Consider the following 18,833-nt stretch of genomic DNA (forward strand, 5'->3'; position numbering starts at 1 on the left):
ATTAAAAGGAGGTGAAAACAAATGAAAATTAAAGCGAAACCAATGCAAATTAAGAATCTTAAAAATGTAGCACGTTACGGCGGTTCATGTAAATGCTAAATCGATTGGTAGTTAACATGTCGAAAACTAATGAATAGTTTTCGACATGTTAAAAGGAGGTGAAAACAAATGAAAATTAAAGCGAAACCAATGCAAATTAAGAATCTTAAAAATATAGTTCGTTACGGCGGTGCATGCGGTAAATGCTAAAAGTGGATATAAAAGAAATTCCCCTTCCCTAGATGGGGTTTCTTTTATAACTTAAAATAAAAGGGTGACCAATACATTGATATACATTGATTATATTGAAAACTATATTCCTGAAAAAGTAATAGACATATCAGAATTACAGGATTACTTAAATTTAAAAAATTATCAAATTAAAGTTTTTAAAAAAATCCACGGATTAAAAGAAATCAGGAAAGAAGAAGGTTCATTAACAAAATTATTAAGTACGCCAATATTAAATATATTTGAGCGAAACAGTAGTTTTAGACAGGAAATTAAATACATTATTTATTGTCATACTATTCAGAATGTTCACCCATTTCCGTTGGATATGTTTAAAGAAATAAGTGAAATTTGCAATATACATAATACGATAAATTTTTCAATAAATCAACAAAATTGCGCTTCAAGTCTAGTCGCATTAGAAATTGCAGACAGCTTATTAAATAGTACAGATAAAAATGATAAGGTGCTCTTGTTAATGGGGGAAAAGGTTTTCAATCCAATTATGCAATTAATTAATAATACCACTATTTTAGGAGAGGCATCAACAGCAGTCATCTTATCTAGAAATAGTAATAAAAATATTAAGTTTATTAAAACAAAAACTAAAATATTAGGGAAATATGCTGAAGGAATCGGCATTAGTCAGGAAGAACAAAAACAATTCGAAAAAAATTATGTACCAACCTTGTCAGCATTAATAATAGAAACGGTTAATGATCTTGATTTAGAATTGTCAAAAATATCTCTAATCTTACCGCATAATGTGAATGTATCTTCTTGGAAACAGATATCTAAATCCTTAGAGTTTCCTATCCAAAAAATATATTTAAAAAATGTGGAGAAATATGGACATTGCTTTTGCTCTGATCCATTTTTAAATTTAGATTGTGCAATCAGTGATGGCCTGTTAAAAAAAGGTGATTATTTCTTGATGGTTTCAGTTGGCTTAGGTGCAACGTTTGCTGTGAGCCTATTTCAATTTTAATGGAGGTGTGAGATGGAAAATATAGGTTGTAATTTAAGTGCTCATCTAAAAAAAGCACTAGTAGACGACGAAAAAGCAAAATTTATATATATTAATAACTTTGAAGTTGAACAGTATTGGAAACCGCCAGAAACGGTAGGTATTCCTTCGGTTTCCATTGGTAATGCAAGGTTGATGGTCAATAGATTGGAAGAACAAGGTGTATTACTTGCCAGCCCAACAGATATTGTAATTCTAAAACGACCTGTCAGTACTCACTTCTTGCAGTATTTACAAAGTTTACTAGAGTGTCCGGGTATTATCTATGTTGAGAACAGTAATCCAAACTTAAATATTACGAAGGACATTCTAAATTGCCAAAAAACAATTCAACATCTAAAAGAACTGAAAAATACGAATAATAACATTTACTTTATGCCTTATGGATGTTCTGAGTACGAAGAACAGCTCTCAGAATTAACAGGTATTCCTCTTGCAGTGCCAAGTAGTCATGTTTTTAGCAAAGTAAACACTAAAGTATATAGTCGTGTTCTGAATCAAAAAGTAAATATCAGGCAGATTCCTGGAGGGGAGTGTGATTCCGTAGATAGTTTGTTAGAGACATATCAAAACTTGAAGCATTATCTAATAAGTGGAGAAAGATTAGTCTTAAAGGAATCTCTGGGTGTGTCAGGAAAAGGATTAATTATTATTGATTCGGAAGAAAAATTTAATAAAGCAATTAAGATGATAGAAAAAGGGCTTAATAAAAAAAACAATGGAAAAGTGAGCTTTGTTTTAGAAAAATGGATTAGGAAAACAGCTGATATTAATTATCAAATACTAATTGAAAGAAACGGCAAAGTTATTTATTACGGTGCAAAGGAATGCATTGTAGAAGATGGAGTTCATCGTGGACATCTTTATCCAACTTACATCACAAGAAAGCTGGATGAAGAACTGCGTAAAGCTGGAGAAAAAATAGGTAGACAATTATATCAAGACGGTTATTACGGAATAGTTGGAATCGATGCGATATATGATCAGGAGGATATGCTTTGGCCAAACCTTGAAATCAATGCACGATTTAATATGGCCTCCTACCAAATGAGAATACAAGAAAATTTTTTACAAAATCAAGGGCACGCATTAGCAAAATATTATGAATTAAAGTTGAGTCGTCAAATATCATTTAATGAAATATTTACTTTACTTGAAAACTTTATGATTACTACCAATGGACAAGAAGGTTTCTTAATTAACAATTTTGCGACTGTTAACTCCGGTTTCAGTAAAGAAGGTAAGTTTTTCAAGGGGAGATTGTACGGAGTTTTAATGGCAAGTAATATGGGTTCACTGTTTGATTTGGATCGTAGAATACAGATTCAATTAAATAAAATTCAAGAATGAGGGGAGGAAACAAGATAAATGGTATATGAAATACAAGGAATACCTATAAGTGATTTAGCAGAAAAATATGGTACACCTCTTTATATATATGACGGGCAAGAAATTTCTAATATATTTTTAGAGTTGAAAAGCAATATTACAAAGCATCTTGAAGTATTTTTTTCTTTAAAATCGAACCCTAATATTTCTGTCTATAACTTGCTAAAATCATTGGGAGCAAAAGCTGAAGTTTCTTCATTGACAGAATTAAAAACGGTCCTAATGGCAAATACAGATCCAGAAAATATTATTTTTTTAGGGCCGGGAAAAAGTGAAGAAGAAATTACAAGTTGTATCGATCATTCTATTTATGCAATCGTATGCGAATCTTTTCAAGAATTAGAATTAATCAATAAAATTGCTTCTATTCGCAAAAAGAGAGCACGTGTGGCAATTAGAGTGAATCCAACATTTTCAATTAAAGGTTCTAGGCTTGCAATGGGAGGAAAGCCTCGGCAATTCGGAATAGATGAAGAAATAGTATTTCAAAATTTAGCCTTGCTAAAGTCATATGAAAATGTGGATATTATTGGAATTCAAGTATACATGGGGACAAGAATTTTAGATGAGAATGTGATCTGCCAAAACACAATTAACATTTTAAAGTTGGCAGTACGGTTTAGTGAACAAACGGGTCTAGCATTACAATTTGTCGATATTGGTGGAGGATTAGGCGTACCTTATTTTAGTAATGAAGAGGATCTTAATATACAAAAATTAGGTGAACAACTATCTCCTATTATTAATGATTTTAAAGACTCTTTTCCGAATACAAAGCTGGCGATGGAAGTAGGAAGATATCTCGTTGCTAAATCTGGCATGTTTGTATCCAAAGTCAATTATATAAAAAAATCTAGAGAAGAAAATTTCATTATAACAGATGGTGGAACAAATTGTCATATGGCTGCAGTCGGAATAGGTAGTTTTGTTAAAAGAAATTTTCCTATGAAGAATTTAACGAATTTAGATGAGGCGGACATTGATACTTATAATGTAACGGGTCCACTATGTACTCCAAATGATGTGGTTGGAAAAAATGTTGAACTCTCAAAGGTCCAAAGAGGGGATCTTATTGGGATTTTACAATCAGGTGCATACGGTCCAAGTGCATCACCTGGTCTGTTTTTAAGTCATGGTTTTCCTGCTGAAGTGTTGATTCATAGTGGGAAACACTATCTGGTTAGAAGACGTGATAATTCAGAGGATATTATAGGCAAACAAATACTAGTTAATGAAAAGATATTTCATTTAGTTTAATACAATAATAGAAAGGAATTGATAAATAATGAGTAAGAATACTTTTGAGGTGGCTATAGCAGCATTAAGAGAAGTGTTGGATATTGATGAGATGGAGGAAATACTACCTGAAACAACATTAGAATCATTAAGTCTTGATTCTACATCGATTTTTGAACTTTTAATGGTTTTGGAAGACAATATTGAGGGATTATCTATAGATCCCGAAGACATTGAACCGGAATATTTTGAATCCGTAGAGACAATTGTTGATTATATTGATAAATCTTTAGTAAATGCATGAATGAATGAATGAGTATGATAAAAATTAATTCGTATGTATGTAAACGGTTCTTGGAAAAGAGGTCATATACTCATAGTATTGGGGAAATTCAATTTCAAACAGATTTAGCAGATATGTATGGACTTAAGGTGGATGAATCTCTATTGAATTCGGGGTTGAATAATTCATTTAGTTTTATGGGAACTAGCTTAATAGATCAATTATTAAAAACCGGGAATAAAATCGATGATGTAGATTTAGTCGTTTTAGTTTATTGTATCCCTGATATCAATCCGTCCATTTCAACTGTCAATTACTTAATTGAAAAATATAATCTAAATGCAAAAGGTTTTGCTGTTTCAGCAGTAGATACTTATGCTCCTTTTGCAGCAGTAAAAATCATCAAAGAGTTATTTTTTACAAAGAAGTGTAAAAAGGCACTTTTGTTAATGCTCGATCAATCTACATTATCATATTATGCTCCAGGTGTTAAAGATATTGAAGATACAGCAATTGCTTGTCTATTTGAAAAAAATGGAACTGGTCCTTGTCTTGAACTGAATGAGTGGGGTTATGAATCCAATACTAATCTGCATGAATGGATGAAAAAAATGAATCTAAATCAAAGTGATGATCAGTATATTATTTCGTCCAATCTAGAAGAGAAATATACAGAAATGCCATCCGAAATCACCTTTATTGCTTCCTCTAAGCAATTATGCACGTCCTTGTTTGCAAAGTTATTAAAATTAATACAAAAGGGCAAGATTCAGGGAGATTCATCTATTTATTTGTTAGATGGAAGCTTAAAGGAAAATGAACTGTATTATATGAAATTTAGCATACTTGGAGGTTGAATGTGAGTTTTGGAATTGCAAAAATTGGCACATATATCCCGAGCCTAAGGCAAAAGATTGATGAAGTATTAGAGTACTCTGGCTGCAATGAAAGAGAAATAAAATTAATGAAAAGATTACACAATATCCATCAAGTTCCCATTGTTGAAAATGGACAAAGATTGGAAGAGACCCTTCGTTATGCATTACTAGACCTTCATTTAGATATAAAAGTTGATTTAGTCTTGTATGCTCATTCGTTACTGGCGCAAGTTCCACATGATTATGGGTTGTTAAATAAAGTCTTAATGCCATTTGATTTATTAAGCACAAAAAAATTCGGGATTGCTCAAGAGGCATGTGCTTCTTCCTTTTATGCAATGGAGCTCGCAGACTTGTATTTTGCAAAGAAAAAAAATGTAAATACGATTCTATTAATCTTGGGAGACCAATCCAATATGACTACTAGATTAAGATATATAGAAAATTCTACCGTTATTGGAGATTCGGCAGTGGCAGTTCTGTTACAGAAAAAAAACGAAACAAATAAAGTACTGTCCATCGGTGTTTATAGGGATACTCGTTTTAATCAAGGGTTTTACGAAAATCCCCAAAAAACAGCTTTATTTAACGAAGAATACGTTTCCATTATTATTAAGGCGATACATGAAACATTGACAAAGGCGAATGTAGTTCTCGATGAAATTCAATATATTCTTCCCTACAATGTGAATAAAATGACTTGGAGAAAGTTTTCAAAACTTACCCATTTTCCTTTAGAAAACATCATTTTGGATTTACTTCCCGAGATTGGCCATACGTATACAACAGATTGCTTTATAAATTTAGATTATTTACAATCTCAAAATAGATTAAAAAAGGGAGATAAGATTTTAATGGTAAGTGTAGGATTAGGTTGTTTTGTGGGATCTGCTGTCATTGAACATTAAGAATTTATTATAAAAGGAGATAAATAATGTCAACACTTTTATCATCAAAAAATGAGAATTTATTGAACTATATAAATCGATTTTTAGAAGAGACCCGTGGTTTGAGCCTTTTTGAAGCTTTTGAATGGATTTTCAAAGCCTTTGAAAATCCAATTATTATATCATCCAATAATTATTTTCTTGCTCCTCACTCTGTTCTAGAGAATCCGAATACGCATATTCTTAGAGGTAATAATCTCTATCAATTGACCGAACTAAAATTTAATAAGGTTAATAATCATTTCATGGAACATGAAATGATTAGCTTATTTAAAATGGATGACATACCTGAGAAGGGGTCCAACCAGATAGAAAATATTCCTTTAACAAAAAATGACTTTGCTTTATTCATACGGACGTGGATTGCATTGGAATGCCTTGCTTATGATAAAAAGCTTTTGAGCAACCGTTATTCAGGAAAATTACCGATTATTCAATACCAAATGGTGAAAGGGCAGTTTTCGGAGGCCATTATTAAAATATATTCAATTATTAACAACTATATCAATGGAAATAGCACATTAGAGAATAAGTCTTTCAATGTATTTATTCACAATGAAATAGATGATTGTATGAATACTCTGATTAACCTAACTGGTGGTCATGGTGTCCTGACGGAAACAGTGAGCAGAAAAATTTATTTGTCTTTTGTCATCAAAAACCTGTTTGTAGAATCGGAGTGAATATTTTGAATATAGAAAAATTAAATGCTTTTGAAGAAGCTATTAAATCGTACTCGCAAGAATTTCGGGATATTGGACTAATCATAGATGAACAGCCTGATCGGCTACATGAATTTACGGATTTGGCCAGTGTTCAATTGTTATCACGAATGATGATTCCTTCTGAATATAATGATCATCCATTTATCATTAATAATACAAAATTTTATGGTTTAACTTGCATTGAGAGAGTCATTGGGACTGAATGGCTTTCCTATGGGGATGCGGGAGTCGTTGTGGGGTGTCCAGGGCCTTCATTATCTGGAATCATTATTCAAGATTTTGCCGATGGGCAGCAAAAGGAACAGTATTACAGCAAATTGCTATCCAAACCTTGTTGGACTTTTTTTGCCTTAACTGAGCCTAATAAGGGATCGGATGCCATGCATATTGAAACAAATATGAAGAAAGTAAATGCATGCGATGGGCAAAGGTTATTAAACGGTGAGAAATATTTCATTGGGAACGGTACTCGGGCGGAAATCGGAGTTGTCTTTGCGCGTACCACAACCGGTCCAATAGGAATTGAAATGTGCTTGATTGAAAAGGACTCAGATGGTTTTTCTGCCGAAGCACTTGATACATTAGGTCTTCGCGCTCCGAAACTTAGTAGATTAACGTTCCAAAATGTTCGCATAAATGAAGAACAGATTATTGGAAGGCATTTAAGCCCTTTAAAAAGAGGAATGCATGGAGCCATTACTGTTTTTAATAAAATGCGTCCTACAGTAGCTGCTATGGCACTGGGTGTTTCACAAGCAACTTATGATTACATGATTACCAATAAGAAGAATTTATCCTTAGATCAACAACAGAAACTGGAGAATTTTCAAAATGAGCTAATAACTACTAGGAATCTCATTCGTCAAGCTGCATTGGAAGTGGATATTAATCCGCGGAATGGTTATGTCGGATCAATTGCAAAAGTGAGAGCTACCTCATTAGTGAAGCAGATCACTCAATATGCGCTAGATTTATTTGGTGAAGGAGCCTTTTTTGAACATCCATATTTAAACAAATGGTTCAGAGATGCATTTGCGTTTGAAAACATGGAAGGTACTTCAAATATATTAAAATTAAATATTTTTCAAAGCTACATGAATGGAAAGATTTCGTATGTATAACCTATGTGATTTAAATGTATCATTATCATCTTTGGCAATTCTACATATGGATCGAAAAAATTATTATTTAGATGGAAAAGAGCCTTCTGATTTTTTTAGGTTAGAACCACATTTGGAAATAGATGCATATTATCATAACATTCCAATAGAAACGGTCGAGTCCTATTCTATCAAAATTGACAATCAGCAAGTGACCTTGTCGGAAATGTTACACAAATGCCATACGGAACTATTACCAGTAGTGAACAACTATCAGTGTTTATTAATTTCAAATTCGTTTTCAGATCGCCAGCCGGAAATACAGCCGCTGCCAAGAATTTTAGAATGGTCCGATAAGAAACCAAAAAATTATTTTGGTGTTTCTCATTTAGGCTCATTAGCTTCTATAGATTGTCTAGAAATTCTGGAACTTTGTTTAAATGAAGGAGAAGAAGGAATTCTTCTATTAGGAGAACAATTATTTATTGAGCAAAACCGGTACAGGACAGGCTATCTTCCCTTATCAGATTTTGCAATGGGCATGCATTTTTCTAAAGGACACGGATCGATTCAAATTCTTCAAATTGGAAATTATCCCTTAGCTGAATATCAATCAAATATAGAAAGTAGTAAAATTCACTTTTCTAATATCATTAAGCAAATCTATGAATTGGTGTCACATCAACATCAACCGAAGTGGGTTATTGTCCAAAATTTATTTGGTCGAATGGATTTCCTGGAATCCGATTTGTTTTTTATCCGAAAGACAAATGTTGCTCAGAATTATCAAAGTAGTGATGTCTGGTACACGTTTACCGAATTACTGTTATCAGGAAAATTGAAAAAAGAAGAGAAGATACTTATAATATCGGCAAACCGGGATTTGAGTACTTCATTTGCAGTTCTTCAGTTTAATGGGATGCCTCTAGTTTCCAGTTTTAAGTGGTAAGGAGGAGAAATTTTGCCAAGAAATATAGATTATTTAAATGATCGAATTATTCCGTTGATTTATAAAACCTTTATTCCAATGGTATTGGCTTCTTCAGTTTCGATTGTTACGCAACTGGCCAATACTTTTTTTATGGGGCATGAGCATAAGGAAGCTCTGTATATTGTTGGTTTATATATTCCGTTTTCTTTTTTTATGACTGCATTGATTGAAGGTTTTCAAATTTCGAATGCCTCTTCCGTTGCATTTGAAAAAGGAAGGGAAAATACCGAGCAAATACCTAAGTTGATTAATAATTACCTTCTATATGGAATCTTAACCAGTTTAATTATTGCGATTTTCATTAGTTTATTAACACCGATGTTCGCCGATTATTTTAACGTTCGTAATGAATCAATCAATTTATTTAGGAAGTATACTCGGTTAATGGTCTTTCTTACAATATTCTCAGTAGTAAATGCCATACTGTTATCCAGTATAAGGGGATATGGCCTTGTAAAGATTTCTTCAGGAATAAGTACGTTTACCTCAGTGTCCAATATCTTATTAGTTTATATTTTTGTAGAATATTACCTTCTTGGCGTTTATAGTATTGTCCTTGCTAATTTTATTGTAAGTAGTATCTCAATAATCATCAGTCTATTTTTCCTATTAAAATATAAAATTGTAAAATTTCAAATTTTACCTTTTTCATTGAAAAGATTTAAATTAGAGGAAATTGCCAAACGTAAAATCTTGAATATTGGTATTCCAGTGGCTATTTCGTATATTTTAATCTTTATTAGTACATTTTTCTTCAATAAAATCCTAATGCCATTTGGAAATGAGGTGGTAGCGGGTTTTGGAGCTGCATATCGATTACAAACAATAGTCCTTCTAATCGCGATATCTTCTGGTAATACATTAGGTCTTCTTATGAATCAGAATATGGGTGGCAATAATTTAGAACGTTCCTTTGAAATCTATAAGAAAGGAATGATCAATATAGTAGGAATCTACATTATCATTGGCACGGCCATTTTTTTAGGTAAAGACCTAATCGCTTCTTTTTTAATTGCTGACGGGGAAGTGAGCGTACATACAGCAAATTATTTAAAGATTGTTGCTTTATCCTATATTATCATGGGACCCATGATGTCATCATTATTGGTGCTTGAACAAATTGGCAAAGGATTTCAGGCGTTCTTTTTAAACTTTTTATATTTCTTTTTTATCGTTGTAATCGGATGGTTTTTAACAAACCATTACCAGGAAGAGAGTTTATTCTACTGGACAATCAGCTTATTGAATGTTTTCGCCATAACCGGTATTTTATATAGTTATTTTGTCATCAGGAATAGTTTTCAATTGAAACAAACACAATTGAATAAAGAAATAAAAAGGGCAGTTGAAATGAATGGATAAAAACCAATCTTTTTATATCGTTGAACCGTATTTTGACGAGTATTTAGAGACAGACTTGTATTTCCCCAGTTTTATTAAATTTTAAATAATGAGTATTTAGCGCCGAGGTATCTAATTTTACTGTTATTAATAATTTGTTTAGCTAAATGTATAGTCGATTTAGATGGCAGTAATTTTTTAAGATTTCTATTTATGAAAGCGAGGAAAAATGATTGAATAATTTTTCAAAACAATACGAGGAATTTATATCGGAAGAAGAAATGCTAAGAAGCTACTATAAGGAGCATGGCCTAACAACGGACCAGTTTTTTCCGTTAATGAATATGGTTATGGAACTATCTCCTCTTAAAATAAATGAATCATACGAGAAAATATGGATGAAGTATTTGGCTCATAACAGAATGATTAATCGAGAAAGGGTAAATCCAAATTTTGAAATCGACAACTACGATGAAATCATCGGCGAAGAATACATGATGGAAACACTCAATGAAGGAGGCGCTTTTCTCTCCTGGCATTTTGGTGATTATCGGCATAATGTTGACCAAATCATCAAAGCTTTAAGATTTAAATTTCAAAATAAGAATCGGAAATTTTATGTTGTCGTAGACCAAGAATCCTTTGAATCAGAAGGGAAACTGGATTCTTGGGAAAAAATTAGGGAAGAAGCGGGAGTAAAGCTATTAGTCGCAGAATCAAATCTAATAGCTATCAAATTATTTTATATTTTAAAAGAAAATGACTCCTTCCTATTGTTTCTGGATGGACAAGCAGGATTTAATGAAGATAATACAGATATACGGACGAACTTTTTGTCTTCAGAAATAAAAGTGAGAAGCGGTATCTTTAGGATTCTTGAAAGGGCAAAGAAAAAAATATGTATTCTGCTTACGACTCTGTCCGAAGATGGAAAAAAGCAAATTATCTTTCATAAGCCTTTTGCAGTAGAACCCAACAAGATAGATGAAGCAGTTAACAAAGCTTTCTCCATTTTCACATCAGAACTGATGAAAAAGCCTGAATTATGGAGATTGTGGTATAGGCACGATGAACAAGTTGTAGAATGGCATCCATCTGTAAATATTCAAGATGGGAAGCCAATTCAAATTGATTGGAAAACAAAAAGTCAAAATAGTAGTCAAATATTAGGTCTGGATACCAATCATGCTCGGTTATATGAGCTTGAAACTGAAGCATTATCATTTGATATTCAGCGAAATTCTGGCATCAATTTTTTTGTTCATACTAATGATAAATACATGAATACAAGTATTAGATTAACCTTTTTATATCCATTAAGAAAAGAAATGGCATGTTCTATTGCTATCTTTTCAGAATTATTAATACCCGTCAATATACAGACGAAGTTAGATCATTTGTATGGGGCAATTTTAAAAAGCAACGTATCGAGAAAAGGGGATTATCATGTCTTAGAATTTGAAATGTCGATTATGCAAAATAATCAACTTGATTCGGATATGATTTCAAAATCTTTAAAACTATTATCAGAAATCATTAATAGTCCACTGGAAAAAGGATTTGAGTATGAGCGGATAGAAAAAGAATTTACCAGTCACTATTATCGCATTAAAGAAATGAATGAAAATGTGGAATATGCCGCCCAAGAAATTTGCTTGGCTACTATGACGGAAGGGGAACCATTCAGTATTCCGATTTATGGTGATTTGGACACTCTGGAGGAATTAAACGAAGAAATATTGTTACAACATTATCAAGAATTCATATCATCCTCTAAAAAATACATTCATGTAATTGGTCCAAACATTGATGAAGATAAGATACAAAATGATGCTTGTAGTTATTTTCAACAGGAAGAAGAAAATAATCTTTGTCCACATGGCGACATGCTTTCTCCAGTTCATCAAGAGATTAAGTATATCGAGCAAGATTTACATGCCAATCAAGGAAGATTGTTGATAGGATTTAAAACAGGTATCAACTTCTCATCATTGGAATATATTCCTTTACTTGTCTTCAATACTATATTCGGAAATTTACCCGAATCAAAATTACAAACTGAAATCAGACATAATAGAGGAATGGCCTATTATCTAAGTTCTGAAATAGATGATTTAAAGGGAATATTATTAGTTCATGTTGCTTTACAAGAAGAAAATTATGAAACAGTGACTGAGATTATCTTAAATGAACTAAACAAAATTCAAGATGGGCAAGTGAGCGAAGAAGAAATTCAAACCGGTATAAATGCAGTGAAACATTATGTGAAAACTGGCTTAGAAACTCCAGCTATCTTAATAGATATTAGCTTAACAGGGGATTTATTGGGTTTTCAAGATGATGAAGAGAAGGTTTTTTCTGTGCTGGAAAATATTTCGAAACGTGATATCGTCGATATTGCAAAAAAGATAACGTTAGATACGGTATTCAAATCGGTTAAAAAGGTGGCGAAAATATAAATGGAATGTCTTCAAAATGAAAAATTAGGCCACTCCGTTTTTTGTGAAACCTTTAGTAATGGGATGGAAGTACATATGATTCCTCTCAAAGGAATGTCGCAAACATTTGCTGTGTTAAATGTGGATTTTGGTGCTAATGATACAGCTTTTATCAGTACTACTACAAAGGAAAAGATGGAATTGCCGTATGGGACAGCTCACTTTATGGAACATTTAATTTTCAATCAGAGAAATATGCATGACATGAAAAAAGTCTTTTCTGAAAACGGGGCATCTATTTCTGCCAAAACTGGCTATAATAATACGGATTTTCTAGTTTCTAGTTCTGGTAATATGGCAGAACTTATTTCCAAATTGCTTGCCTCCATTTTAAGTCAAGAATTTACAACAATTGAAATTGAAAATGAAAAAAAAGTGATTAGAGAAGAAATATTAATGTATCAAGATAAACCAAACTGGGTAGTTTACAGAAACCTATTAATGCAAATGTATCCTGATCTGCCAATTTGTACAGATGTGGCCGGTACGATAGAAAGTATTAACAGGATAGACAAAGGATTATTGGTGCAGGCTCATGACATTTATTATAGACCTAACAATATGAAATTGGTGGTTGTAGGTGATGTTCATCCAATTGAACTGTGTGAAAGTATCTATCATACAGTAGTCCGTGATGAAAATTATGCTGAAAAGAAAAGACATGAATTTGAACTATTTTATCCCAATGCTAAAAATCAATCCTATAAAAATATATCAATTATGAAAAATTGCTCCCATGATTTATTTTCGATTGGTTTAAGGCATGAAAAACAAGATGGGAATTATTATGAAAATCATTTAGCAAAACTCGCAATTACTGAGGCCCTTTTTGGGTTGGGATCTACATTAACAATGGATTTGTATAGGGAGAACTTAATCAATAATCAATGGGGTTATTCTAATTACAATGGTCCAAATTATGACTTTACTGTTGTCAGTGGTTCAACGGTGAATATACTTCCGGTAAAAGAAAAGCTATATGAAAAACTTCAAGAGGTAAGAAGGAGCGGTTTGAACCCATTTGAAATTGAACGTGTAACAAAAAAAATGATTGGTCAGAAAATGATGCAGATGGAAAATATGAAGGAATTCGCTTTAGCTTATTCCGAAGACTTATCCAATGGCTTGAATTACTTTAAAACCTTTGAACATTTATTAAAGATGGACGCCCATCTCGTAAATAGCAGATTAGAATCTATTATTAATTTTGATAACTTCTTAAAAACTGATCTTTCTTCGCTACCAATGATTGTGAAGAGATGAGTTTATCGTAGAATTTAGACAGTGAGTTTATAGGTATAGAAAAAGTTGCAATCATCTCATTAATTTGATTTTTATATAAATATGTATTTATCACTACATATGTATTAATTATGGAATGGTGACTTTTTTGAGTCATAGGCAACATTTCAATCCATTTTTTCAGACCTATGATTTTGAAATGGGCAGTATTGTTTTGATGATTGTTGGAGTAGTCTTATCTTTTGATTCAATGAACATTTTAAACAGAATTTCAATACCCTTTTGAGGATATCATTGGATTTAAAGGAGGACAATAGATGAAAAAAAGAATGATTGTGCGAACTTTATTTTTAGTAATTATCTTTAGTGCCATTACTTACACCGTCTATAGTAACTTCATAAAAGAAACATATGAAATGGTGAAAATAGGAGATGTTGCACCTGATTTTATTCTTGAGGATTTAAATGGGGAGAAGCATAAATTATCAGACTATAAAGGTAAAGGAGTTGTACTAAATTTTTGGGCAACTTATTGTGATCCATGTAAAGAAGAAATGCCTGATTTAGAAGAAAACTATATTAAATATAAATCTAAGGGAGTGGAAATCCTTGCAATTAATAATGCACAAACAACTTTTGAAGTTAAAAAGTTCACTAAAAACATTAGTTTTCCGATATTGATAGATCACTCAATAGTTGTTTTTAAAAGTTATAATATAGATGCTATACCAACATCGATATTCATCGACTCCGAGGGCACAGTAAAAAAAATATCAGTGGGTGGTTTGACCAATAAAGCAATTCAGGAAGATATAGAATTGATTATACCTAATATATAATCATAAGGCTGAATTTTATGAATCAAGATTAACCTAGTTAAAATCACATTTTTAAAAAGTAATAGTGCATCTATTATACTGAAGAACAGATAGCCCATTCCCCCAAAAATAGAATGGGCTAATTTATTAATTTTTATGGACTTTCAATGGCCATCTTAAAGAACGGTCTGTTAGGTATCTATGGATCAATGACTATTTCATTTTCACGATCTTTTATTAAACTATCTAATAATACGTAGCCGAAAATAATTCCACCAATTGTTATCAATAATGTACTTTGTGAAACAATTAATTCATTTGCAAAGTAAAAATACTGGCCTATAAATGTGTAAGTCAAGAATGGGGACACAGCTATAAATAATGCTGGTAAAGCAATTACTACAATCTTAATCCAATCAAAAGTCCATTGTTTCTTTTCTTTAATTTCAATAATTAATTTAGGTAAACGAAGTAATATGCCTATAATAATAGGGAATGCGAAAGAAAACCTTATCAAGGGAAGAATAATATATGTTGTGGAAGCTTCCTTTTCTAAATGTAATTTATAACTAAGTCCAAGGTAAATCATCACACCTATAATTATTAACGAAATGAAATAACGTGAAAAGCGTTTCACCCTCAACTCCTCCTTAGAAATTTTGATATTCTCCAATTGTCTAATTATACACTTTTATAACAATATATCCCTTTTAATTGTAGTGGAAAGAAAATATATCTTTCATTACATACGGTTAAAGTGGATAACCCATTATGGACAGTATATTAACATATGCTCCGAGTTGTTATTCATGACCAAGAATACACTTGAAACAATTAATTTATTAATTAAATGAAATTCTTGTAGAGACTCGTTTATCTCAGAACAAGAAAAGGATGGTTGTTAGAACAATGAGCTTGGAAGATAATACTTAATCAACTTTAACGTGGTTCAAATCTTCTATAGGAATGGTTATAATAATTGCATAGAGTGGATAAAAATCAATTAATTGGTAGGAGTAATGAAAGATGGATGACAAATTTAACATTATGATTGTCGAAGATGAACAAAAGATTGCTCAAATGATTGAAGAAAACTTAATCAAATGGGGATATGATGTATTTTCGATAAAGGATTTTCAAAAAGTAGAAGAAGAATTCTTGTCAGTAAAACCTCATTTAGTGTTGTTAGATATTAATTTACCTTATTATGATGGATTTTATTGGTGCGAGAAAATTAGGAAGTACTCTAATGTGCCCATTGTATTTGTGTCGTCTCGTAATGAGAAGATGGATGTTATGATGGCCATAAATATGGGCGGGGATGATTTTATCCAGAAGCCATTCTCAATGGATATACTCGTGACGAAGATTAATGCGATAGTGCGTAGAACGTATACATATCTTTCACCTAGTTTAGATGTTCTCAAACATAATGATTTGACTTTAAACTTAAAGAATTCAACAGTTAAGTTTGGCGAGCAAGAAAGTGAGCTCACTAAAAATGAATTTAAAATATTGACTGTTCTTTTTGAAAATAAGAATGAAATTATTAGTCGTGATGAGCTAATGCGTGCATTATGGGAGGATGAGAGTTTTATTGATGATAATACATTGACGGTTAATATAAATCGATTACGTCGTAAACTAACAGATATGGGTGTGGAAGATTATATCCAAACGAAGAAAGGGCAAGGGTATATGCTAATATGAGTATTTGGAAGCATTTGTTCTTTCAGAGGCGACTAATCTTAACCTATAACGAAACCGATTTGTTTATATTTGATTGCTGGTCTTGTGATCCAATGAAATTGTTGATAATTGTTAGACCTTCTGTTTTCTTTAAAGGTGCAATTGTATCTAAATCTAATTTATCAGCTAGCTGATTGAAAGTTGTATTGGATATAACAGCAAATGATTCGTCAAAGTATAAGTACCCCCCAGGAACTTTCTTAAGCTCTGAAGCATCGCCTTTTACCATTGTGTACTCCCAGTCATGTTCAAAGATAAGGGAATGATCATTGTCCGTGGCAATTAATTCACGAATTTTTGCATCTACTTCAGAAGAAGTACTTTCATATTGATAACTATATGGAACAAAACTTTTCACCTGATCCAGAGTATTGTAATAAATACTATAACCAAATCCAAAAGCGATAAGTGTTACTGCGTTCAGTATAGAAATAATAGTGAACATAAAGGCGTTGCTCTTTAATCGATTTGTTAATTGCGTAAAAGTTAAAAGATTAGACCACTTAAAATAGAATGACTTATTCTTCTGTAATAATACAAAGATAAAGGCACTTAAGGAGTGGAATAACAAAAACGAACCAACAAGCATGGAGATAATTATAATAATGATAGTACGGTTAAAGTTCTGATCCCAATTTCTCGATTCTGGAGACAGTTGTAATAACCAGTAGCTACCTCCAATCATTGCAATGGCAAGAAGTGCTAACAACAAAGAAGGTTTATTTATTTTCTCGCCTTTTTTAGTGGCTTGGAATAGCTCGATTAATTTAAAACGATAAATAATAAAGTAACCTTGTAATGATGTAAGAAAAATTATTACACTGAATACAAGTAAAGTCTGTATGATTGCTCTTGAATTAAACGTAAATGTAATAGCAATAGAAAAGCCCATTAATTTCACCAAAATCATACTGAAGAAAACAGAGAATAATTCCCCGATTCCAAGCCCTATTAAGAGTGCAAGTATGCCCATAATAAAGTTCTCATAAAATAGCATTCTGCCAATTTGTTTTTTCTCGACGCCTAGTAACGAATATAAACCAATATCTTTTTTACGTCTTTTAACAAAGAAGTTATTCGAATACCAGATGAAGATGGATACAAATAGTAGTAAAAGAATAGAAGAAGCACCAAAAGCTGATGCGAGTTTTTCTGTATCCGTTAGAGCTTGGCTAATTTGTTTATTGTACTGTAGTGATGAAAAAGTAAAGTAAATCGTAATACTGAGTGTCATTGATGCAATATAAAGAAAGTACTGATAGAAATTGTGTTTGATATTTTTCCTTACAATATTAAACATGTTCATAGGTTCCACCCCCTATAGTAGAAAGCGTGTTTAATAATAGGTTAAGGAATTCTTTTCTGTCTTTGTCTCCCCGTACAATTTCTGTGAAAAGGCGTCCATCTTTCATAAATAATACTCGGTTACAATAACTAGCCGCGAAAGCATCATGTGTGACCATTAAGATAGTCGAACCGTAGTCCTTGTTCAATACATTGAATGTATTTAGAAGATCTGTCGATGATTTAGAATCTAATGCCCCAGTTGGCTCGTCTGCTAACACTAAACTTGGATTTGTAATAATTGCTCTTGCAACAGCAGCACGTTGCTTTTGTCCTCCAGAAACTTGGTAAGGGTAAGAGTTTAAGATTGTTTCAATTCCAAGAATGTTAGCAATTTCTAGAACTTTAACTTCCATCTTCTGAGCTGGCCAATTGGCTAGTGAGAGTGGTAGTAGAATATTTTCTTGTATTGTTAAGGAATCAAGCAAATTATAGTCTTGAAAGATAAAGCCCAAATGCTTTCTGCGGAATTTAGCTAAATCCTTCTCCTTCATTGAGTCTACTGATTCACCCCCAATGACAATACTGCCTGATGTTGGTTTATCAATTGTTGAAAGGATATTCAGTAATGTAGTTTTACCAGCTCCAGATGGTCCCATAATGCCAACGAATTCCCCTTTATTAATCGTTACATCTACATGTTGTAGAGCAGTATATATATTATTTTTTGCTCCAAAAACTTTATGTATCGAATTTCCTTTTAAAATTGCTTCCATGTTAAAACTCCTTTCAAGAGTTAGTTTGTACTTTAACAATACGTTGAAATCTAAGGCTACTCCATCGATTTTTCAAACAAATAGTTCCTATAACTTACATTTTTGTCACAATAGCAGCATTTAATATAGATTGACTTTGCGAGACTACATATTTATATAATAATTAGAAAGTGGAGTTAAAAATAGGTGTATGTTGAAATTAATGGTGTTATTTGAAGAATTAATACATCTACAATCCTATAGAATAGATTATAAATAATTCAAATTACAAATAAAGGC

Annotated in this window: 17 protein-coding genes; 14 read left to right on the top strand and 3 right to left on the bottom strand. The window is 32.1% G+C overall.

The features are described from left to right. Nucleotides 1-325: 325 nt before the first annotated feature. From BK137_RS19050 to resA, 13 genes are all read left to right on the top strand, one after another. Entirely contained in the window at nt 326-1,258 is a 933-nt protein-coding gene (locus BK137_RS19050) for a 3-oxoacyl-[acyl-carrier-protein] synthase III C-terminal domain-containing protein (RefSeq protein WP_038182932.1), read from the top strand. A gap of 12 nt (nt 1,259-1,270) precedes the next feature. Next, nucleotides 1,271-2,647, top strand: coding sequence for an ATP-binding protein (locus BK137_RS19055; RefSeq protein ID WP_038182930.1), 1,377 nt, complete (start codon nt 1,271-1,273; stop codon nt 2,645-2,647). A gap of 18 nt (nt 2,648-2,665) precedes the next feature. Continuing rightward, entirely contained in the window at nt 2,666-3,943 is a 1,278-nt protein-coding gene (lysA, locus tag BK137_RS19060; protein WP_038182929.1) for a diaminopimelate decarboxylase, read from the top strand. Between the two features lie 28 nt (nt 3,944-3,971). Continuing rightward, nucleotides 3,972-4,226 (top strand): phosphopantetheine-binding protein, encoded by a 255-nt coding sequence (locus BK137_RS19065; protein ID WP_038182926.1) that lies wholly within the window; start codon nt 3,972-3,974, stop codon nt 4,224-4,226. 14 nt (nt 4,227-4,240) lie between these two features. After that, on the top strand, nt 4,241-5,062 hold the full coding sequence (locus BK137_RS19070; protein ID WP_076035218.1) for a hypothetical protein: 822 nt from the start codon (nt 4,241-4,243) through the stop codon (nt 5,060-5,062). A 2-nt stretch (nt 5,063-5,064) separates the two neighbouring features. After that, the gene (locus BK137_RS19075; RefSeq protein WP_038182922.1) at nt 5,065-5,991 is read left to right on the top strand and encodes a 3-oxoacyl-[acyl-carrier-protein] synthase III C-terminal domain-containing protein; all 927 of its coding nucleotides are present in this window, start codon (nt 5,065-5,067) and stop codon (nt 5,989-5,991) included. Nucleotides 5,992-6,017: 26 nt separating this feature from the next. Next, nucleotides 6,018-6,713 carry a hypothetical protein gene (locus BK137_RS19080; RefSeq protein ID WP_038182918.1) on the top strand — a complete coding sequence of 232 codons (696 nt, stop codon included), beginning with the start codon at nt 6,018-6,020 and terminating at the stop codon, nt 6,711-6,713. A gap of 5 nt (nt 6,714-6,718) precedes the next feature. Continuing rightward, nucleotides 6,719-7,876, top strand: coding sequence for an acyl-CoA dehydrogenase family protein (locus BK137_RS19085; RefSeq protein WP_051448669.1), 1,158 nt, complete (start codon nt 6,719-6,721; stop codon nt 7,874-7,876). Nucleotides 7,877-7,922: 46 nt separating this feature from the next. Continuing rightward, nucleotides 7,923-8,804, top strand: coding sequence for a hypothetical protein (locus tag BK137_RS19090; protein WP_143691257.1), 882 nt, complete (start codon nt 7,923-7,925; stop codon nt 8,802-8,804). Nucleotides 8,805-8,816: 12 nt separating this feature from the next. After that, nucleotides 8,817-10,208, top strand: a complete 1,392-nt coding sequence (locus tag BK137_RS19095; RefSeq protein ID WP_038182910.1) for an MATE family efflux transporter — start codon at nt 8,817-8,819, stop codon at nt 10,206-10,208. A 212-nt stretch (nt 10,209-10,420) separates the two neighbouring features. Beyond that, entirely contained in the window at nt 10,421-12,646 is a 2,226-nt protein-coding gene (locus BK137_RS19100) for a M16 family metallopeptidase (RefSeq protein WP_038182907.1), read from the top strand. Continuing rightward, nucleotides 12,647-13,948 (top strand): EF-P 5-aminopentanol modification-associated protein YfmH, encoded by a 1,302-nt coding sequence (yfmH, locus tag BK137_RS19105; RefSeq protein WP_038182904.1) that lies wholly within the window; start codon nt 12,647-12,649, stop codon nt 13,946-13,948. 296 nt (nt 13,949-14,244) lie between these two features. Then, nucleotides 14,245-14,766, top strand: a complete 522-nt coding sequence (gene resA, locus BK137_RS19110; RefSeq protein WP_038182901.1) for a thiol-disulfide oxidoreductase ResA — start codon at nt 14,245-14,247, stop codon at nt 14,764-14,766. A 178-nt stretch (nt 14,767-14,944) separates the two neighbouring features. Here the strand turns inward: resA and BK137_RS19115 are convergent, their stop codons facing one another. Beyond that, a complete protein-coding gene (locus BK137_RS19115; protein WP_038182898.1) occupies nt 14,945-15,382 on the bottom strand; it encodes a hypothetical protein in 438 nt (145 codons plus the stop codon). A gap of 389 nt (nt 15,383-15,771) precedes the next feature. Between BK137_RS19115 and BK137_RS19120 the strand changes: the two genes are divergently transcribed. Next, the gene (locus BK137_RS19120; RefSeq protein WP_038182894.1) at nt 15,772-16,455 is read left to right on the top strand and encodes a response regulator transcription factor; all 684 of its coding nucleotides are present in this window, start codon (nt 15,772-15,774) and stop codon (nt 16,453-16,455) included. Nucleotides 16,456-16,498: 43 nt separating this feature from the next. Here the strand turns inward: BK137_RS19120 and BK137_RS19125 are convergent, their stop codons facing one another. Together BK137_RS19125 and BK137_RS19130 are read right to left on the bottom strand one after the other, a co-directional pair. After that, nucleotides 16,499-17,800, bottom strand: a complete 1,302-nt coding sequence (locus BK137_RS19125; protein WP_051448668.1) for an ABC transporter permease — start codon at nt 17,798-17,800, stop codon at nt 16,499-16,501. Beyond that, complete coding sequence (locus tag BK137_RS19130) at nt 17,787-18,554, bottom strand: ABC transporter ATP-binding protein (protein WP_038182892.1); 768 nt, start codon at nt 18,552-18,554, stop codon at nt 17,787-17,789. Before BK137_RS19130 ends, BK137_RS19125 begins: the two co-directional genes overlap by 14 nt. Between the last annotated feature and the right edge of the window lie 279 nt (nt 18,555-18,833).

The organism is Viridibacillus arenosi (assembly GCF_001955655.1).
GTDB classification, from domain to species: domain Bacteria; phylum Bacillota; class Bacilli; order Bacillales_A; family Planococcaceae; genus Viridibacillus; species Viridibacillus arenosi.

Excerpts from the sequence above, each read along its gene's own strand:
- BK137_RS19080 (WP_038182918.1), top strand. The coding sequence starts at position 6,018 with ATGTCAACACTTTTATCATCAAAAAATGAGAATTTATTGAACTATATA.
- BK137_RS19055 (WP_038182930.1), top strand. The coding sequence starts at position 1,271 with ATGGAAAATATAGGTTGTAATTTAAGTGCTCATCTAAAAAAAGCACTA.
- lysA (WP_038182929.1), top strand. The coding sequence starts at position 2,666 with ATGGTATATGAAATACAAGGAATACCTATAAGTGATTTAGCAGAAAAA.
- resA (WP_038182901.1), top strand. The coding sequence starts at position 14,245 with ATGAAAAAAAGAATGATTGTGCGAACTTTATTTTTAGTAATTATCTTT.
- BK137_RS19065 (WP_038182926.1), top strand. The coding sequence starts at position 3,972 with ATGAGTAAGAATACTTTTGAGGTGGCTATAGCAGCATTAAGAGAAGTG.
- BK137_RS19120 (WP_038182894.1), top strand. The coding sequence starts at position 15,772 with ATGGATGACAAATTTAACATTATGATTGTCGAAGATGAACAAAAGATT.
- BK137_RS19130 (WP_038182892.1), bottom strand. The coding sequence starts at position 18,554 with ATGGAAGCAATTTTAAAAGGAAATTCGATACATAAAGTTTTTGGAGCA.
- BK137_RS19125 (WP_051448668.1), bottom strand. The coding sequence starts at position 17,800 with ATGAACATGTTTAATATTGTAAGGAAAAATATCAAACACAATTTCTAT.
- BK137_RS19070 (WP_076035218.1), top strand. The coding sequence starts at position 4,241 with ATGATAAAAATTAATTCGTATGTATGTAAACGGTTCTTGGAAAAGAGG.
- BK137_RS19090 (WP_143691257.1), top strand. The coding sequence starts at position 7,923 with ATGGATCGAAAAAATTATTATTTAGATGGAAAAGAGCCTTCTGATTTT.
- yfmH (WP_038182904.1), top strand. The coding sequence starts at position 12,647 with ATGGAATGTCTTCAAAATGAAAAATTAGGCCACTCCGTTTTTTGTGAA.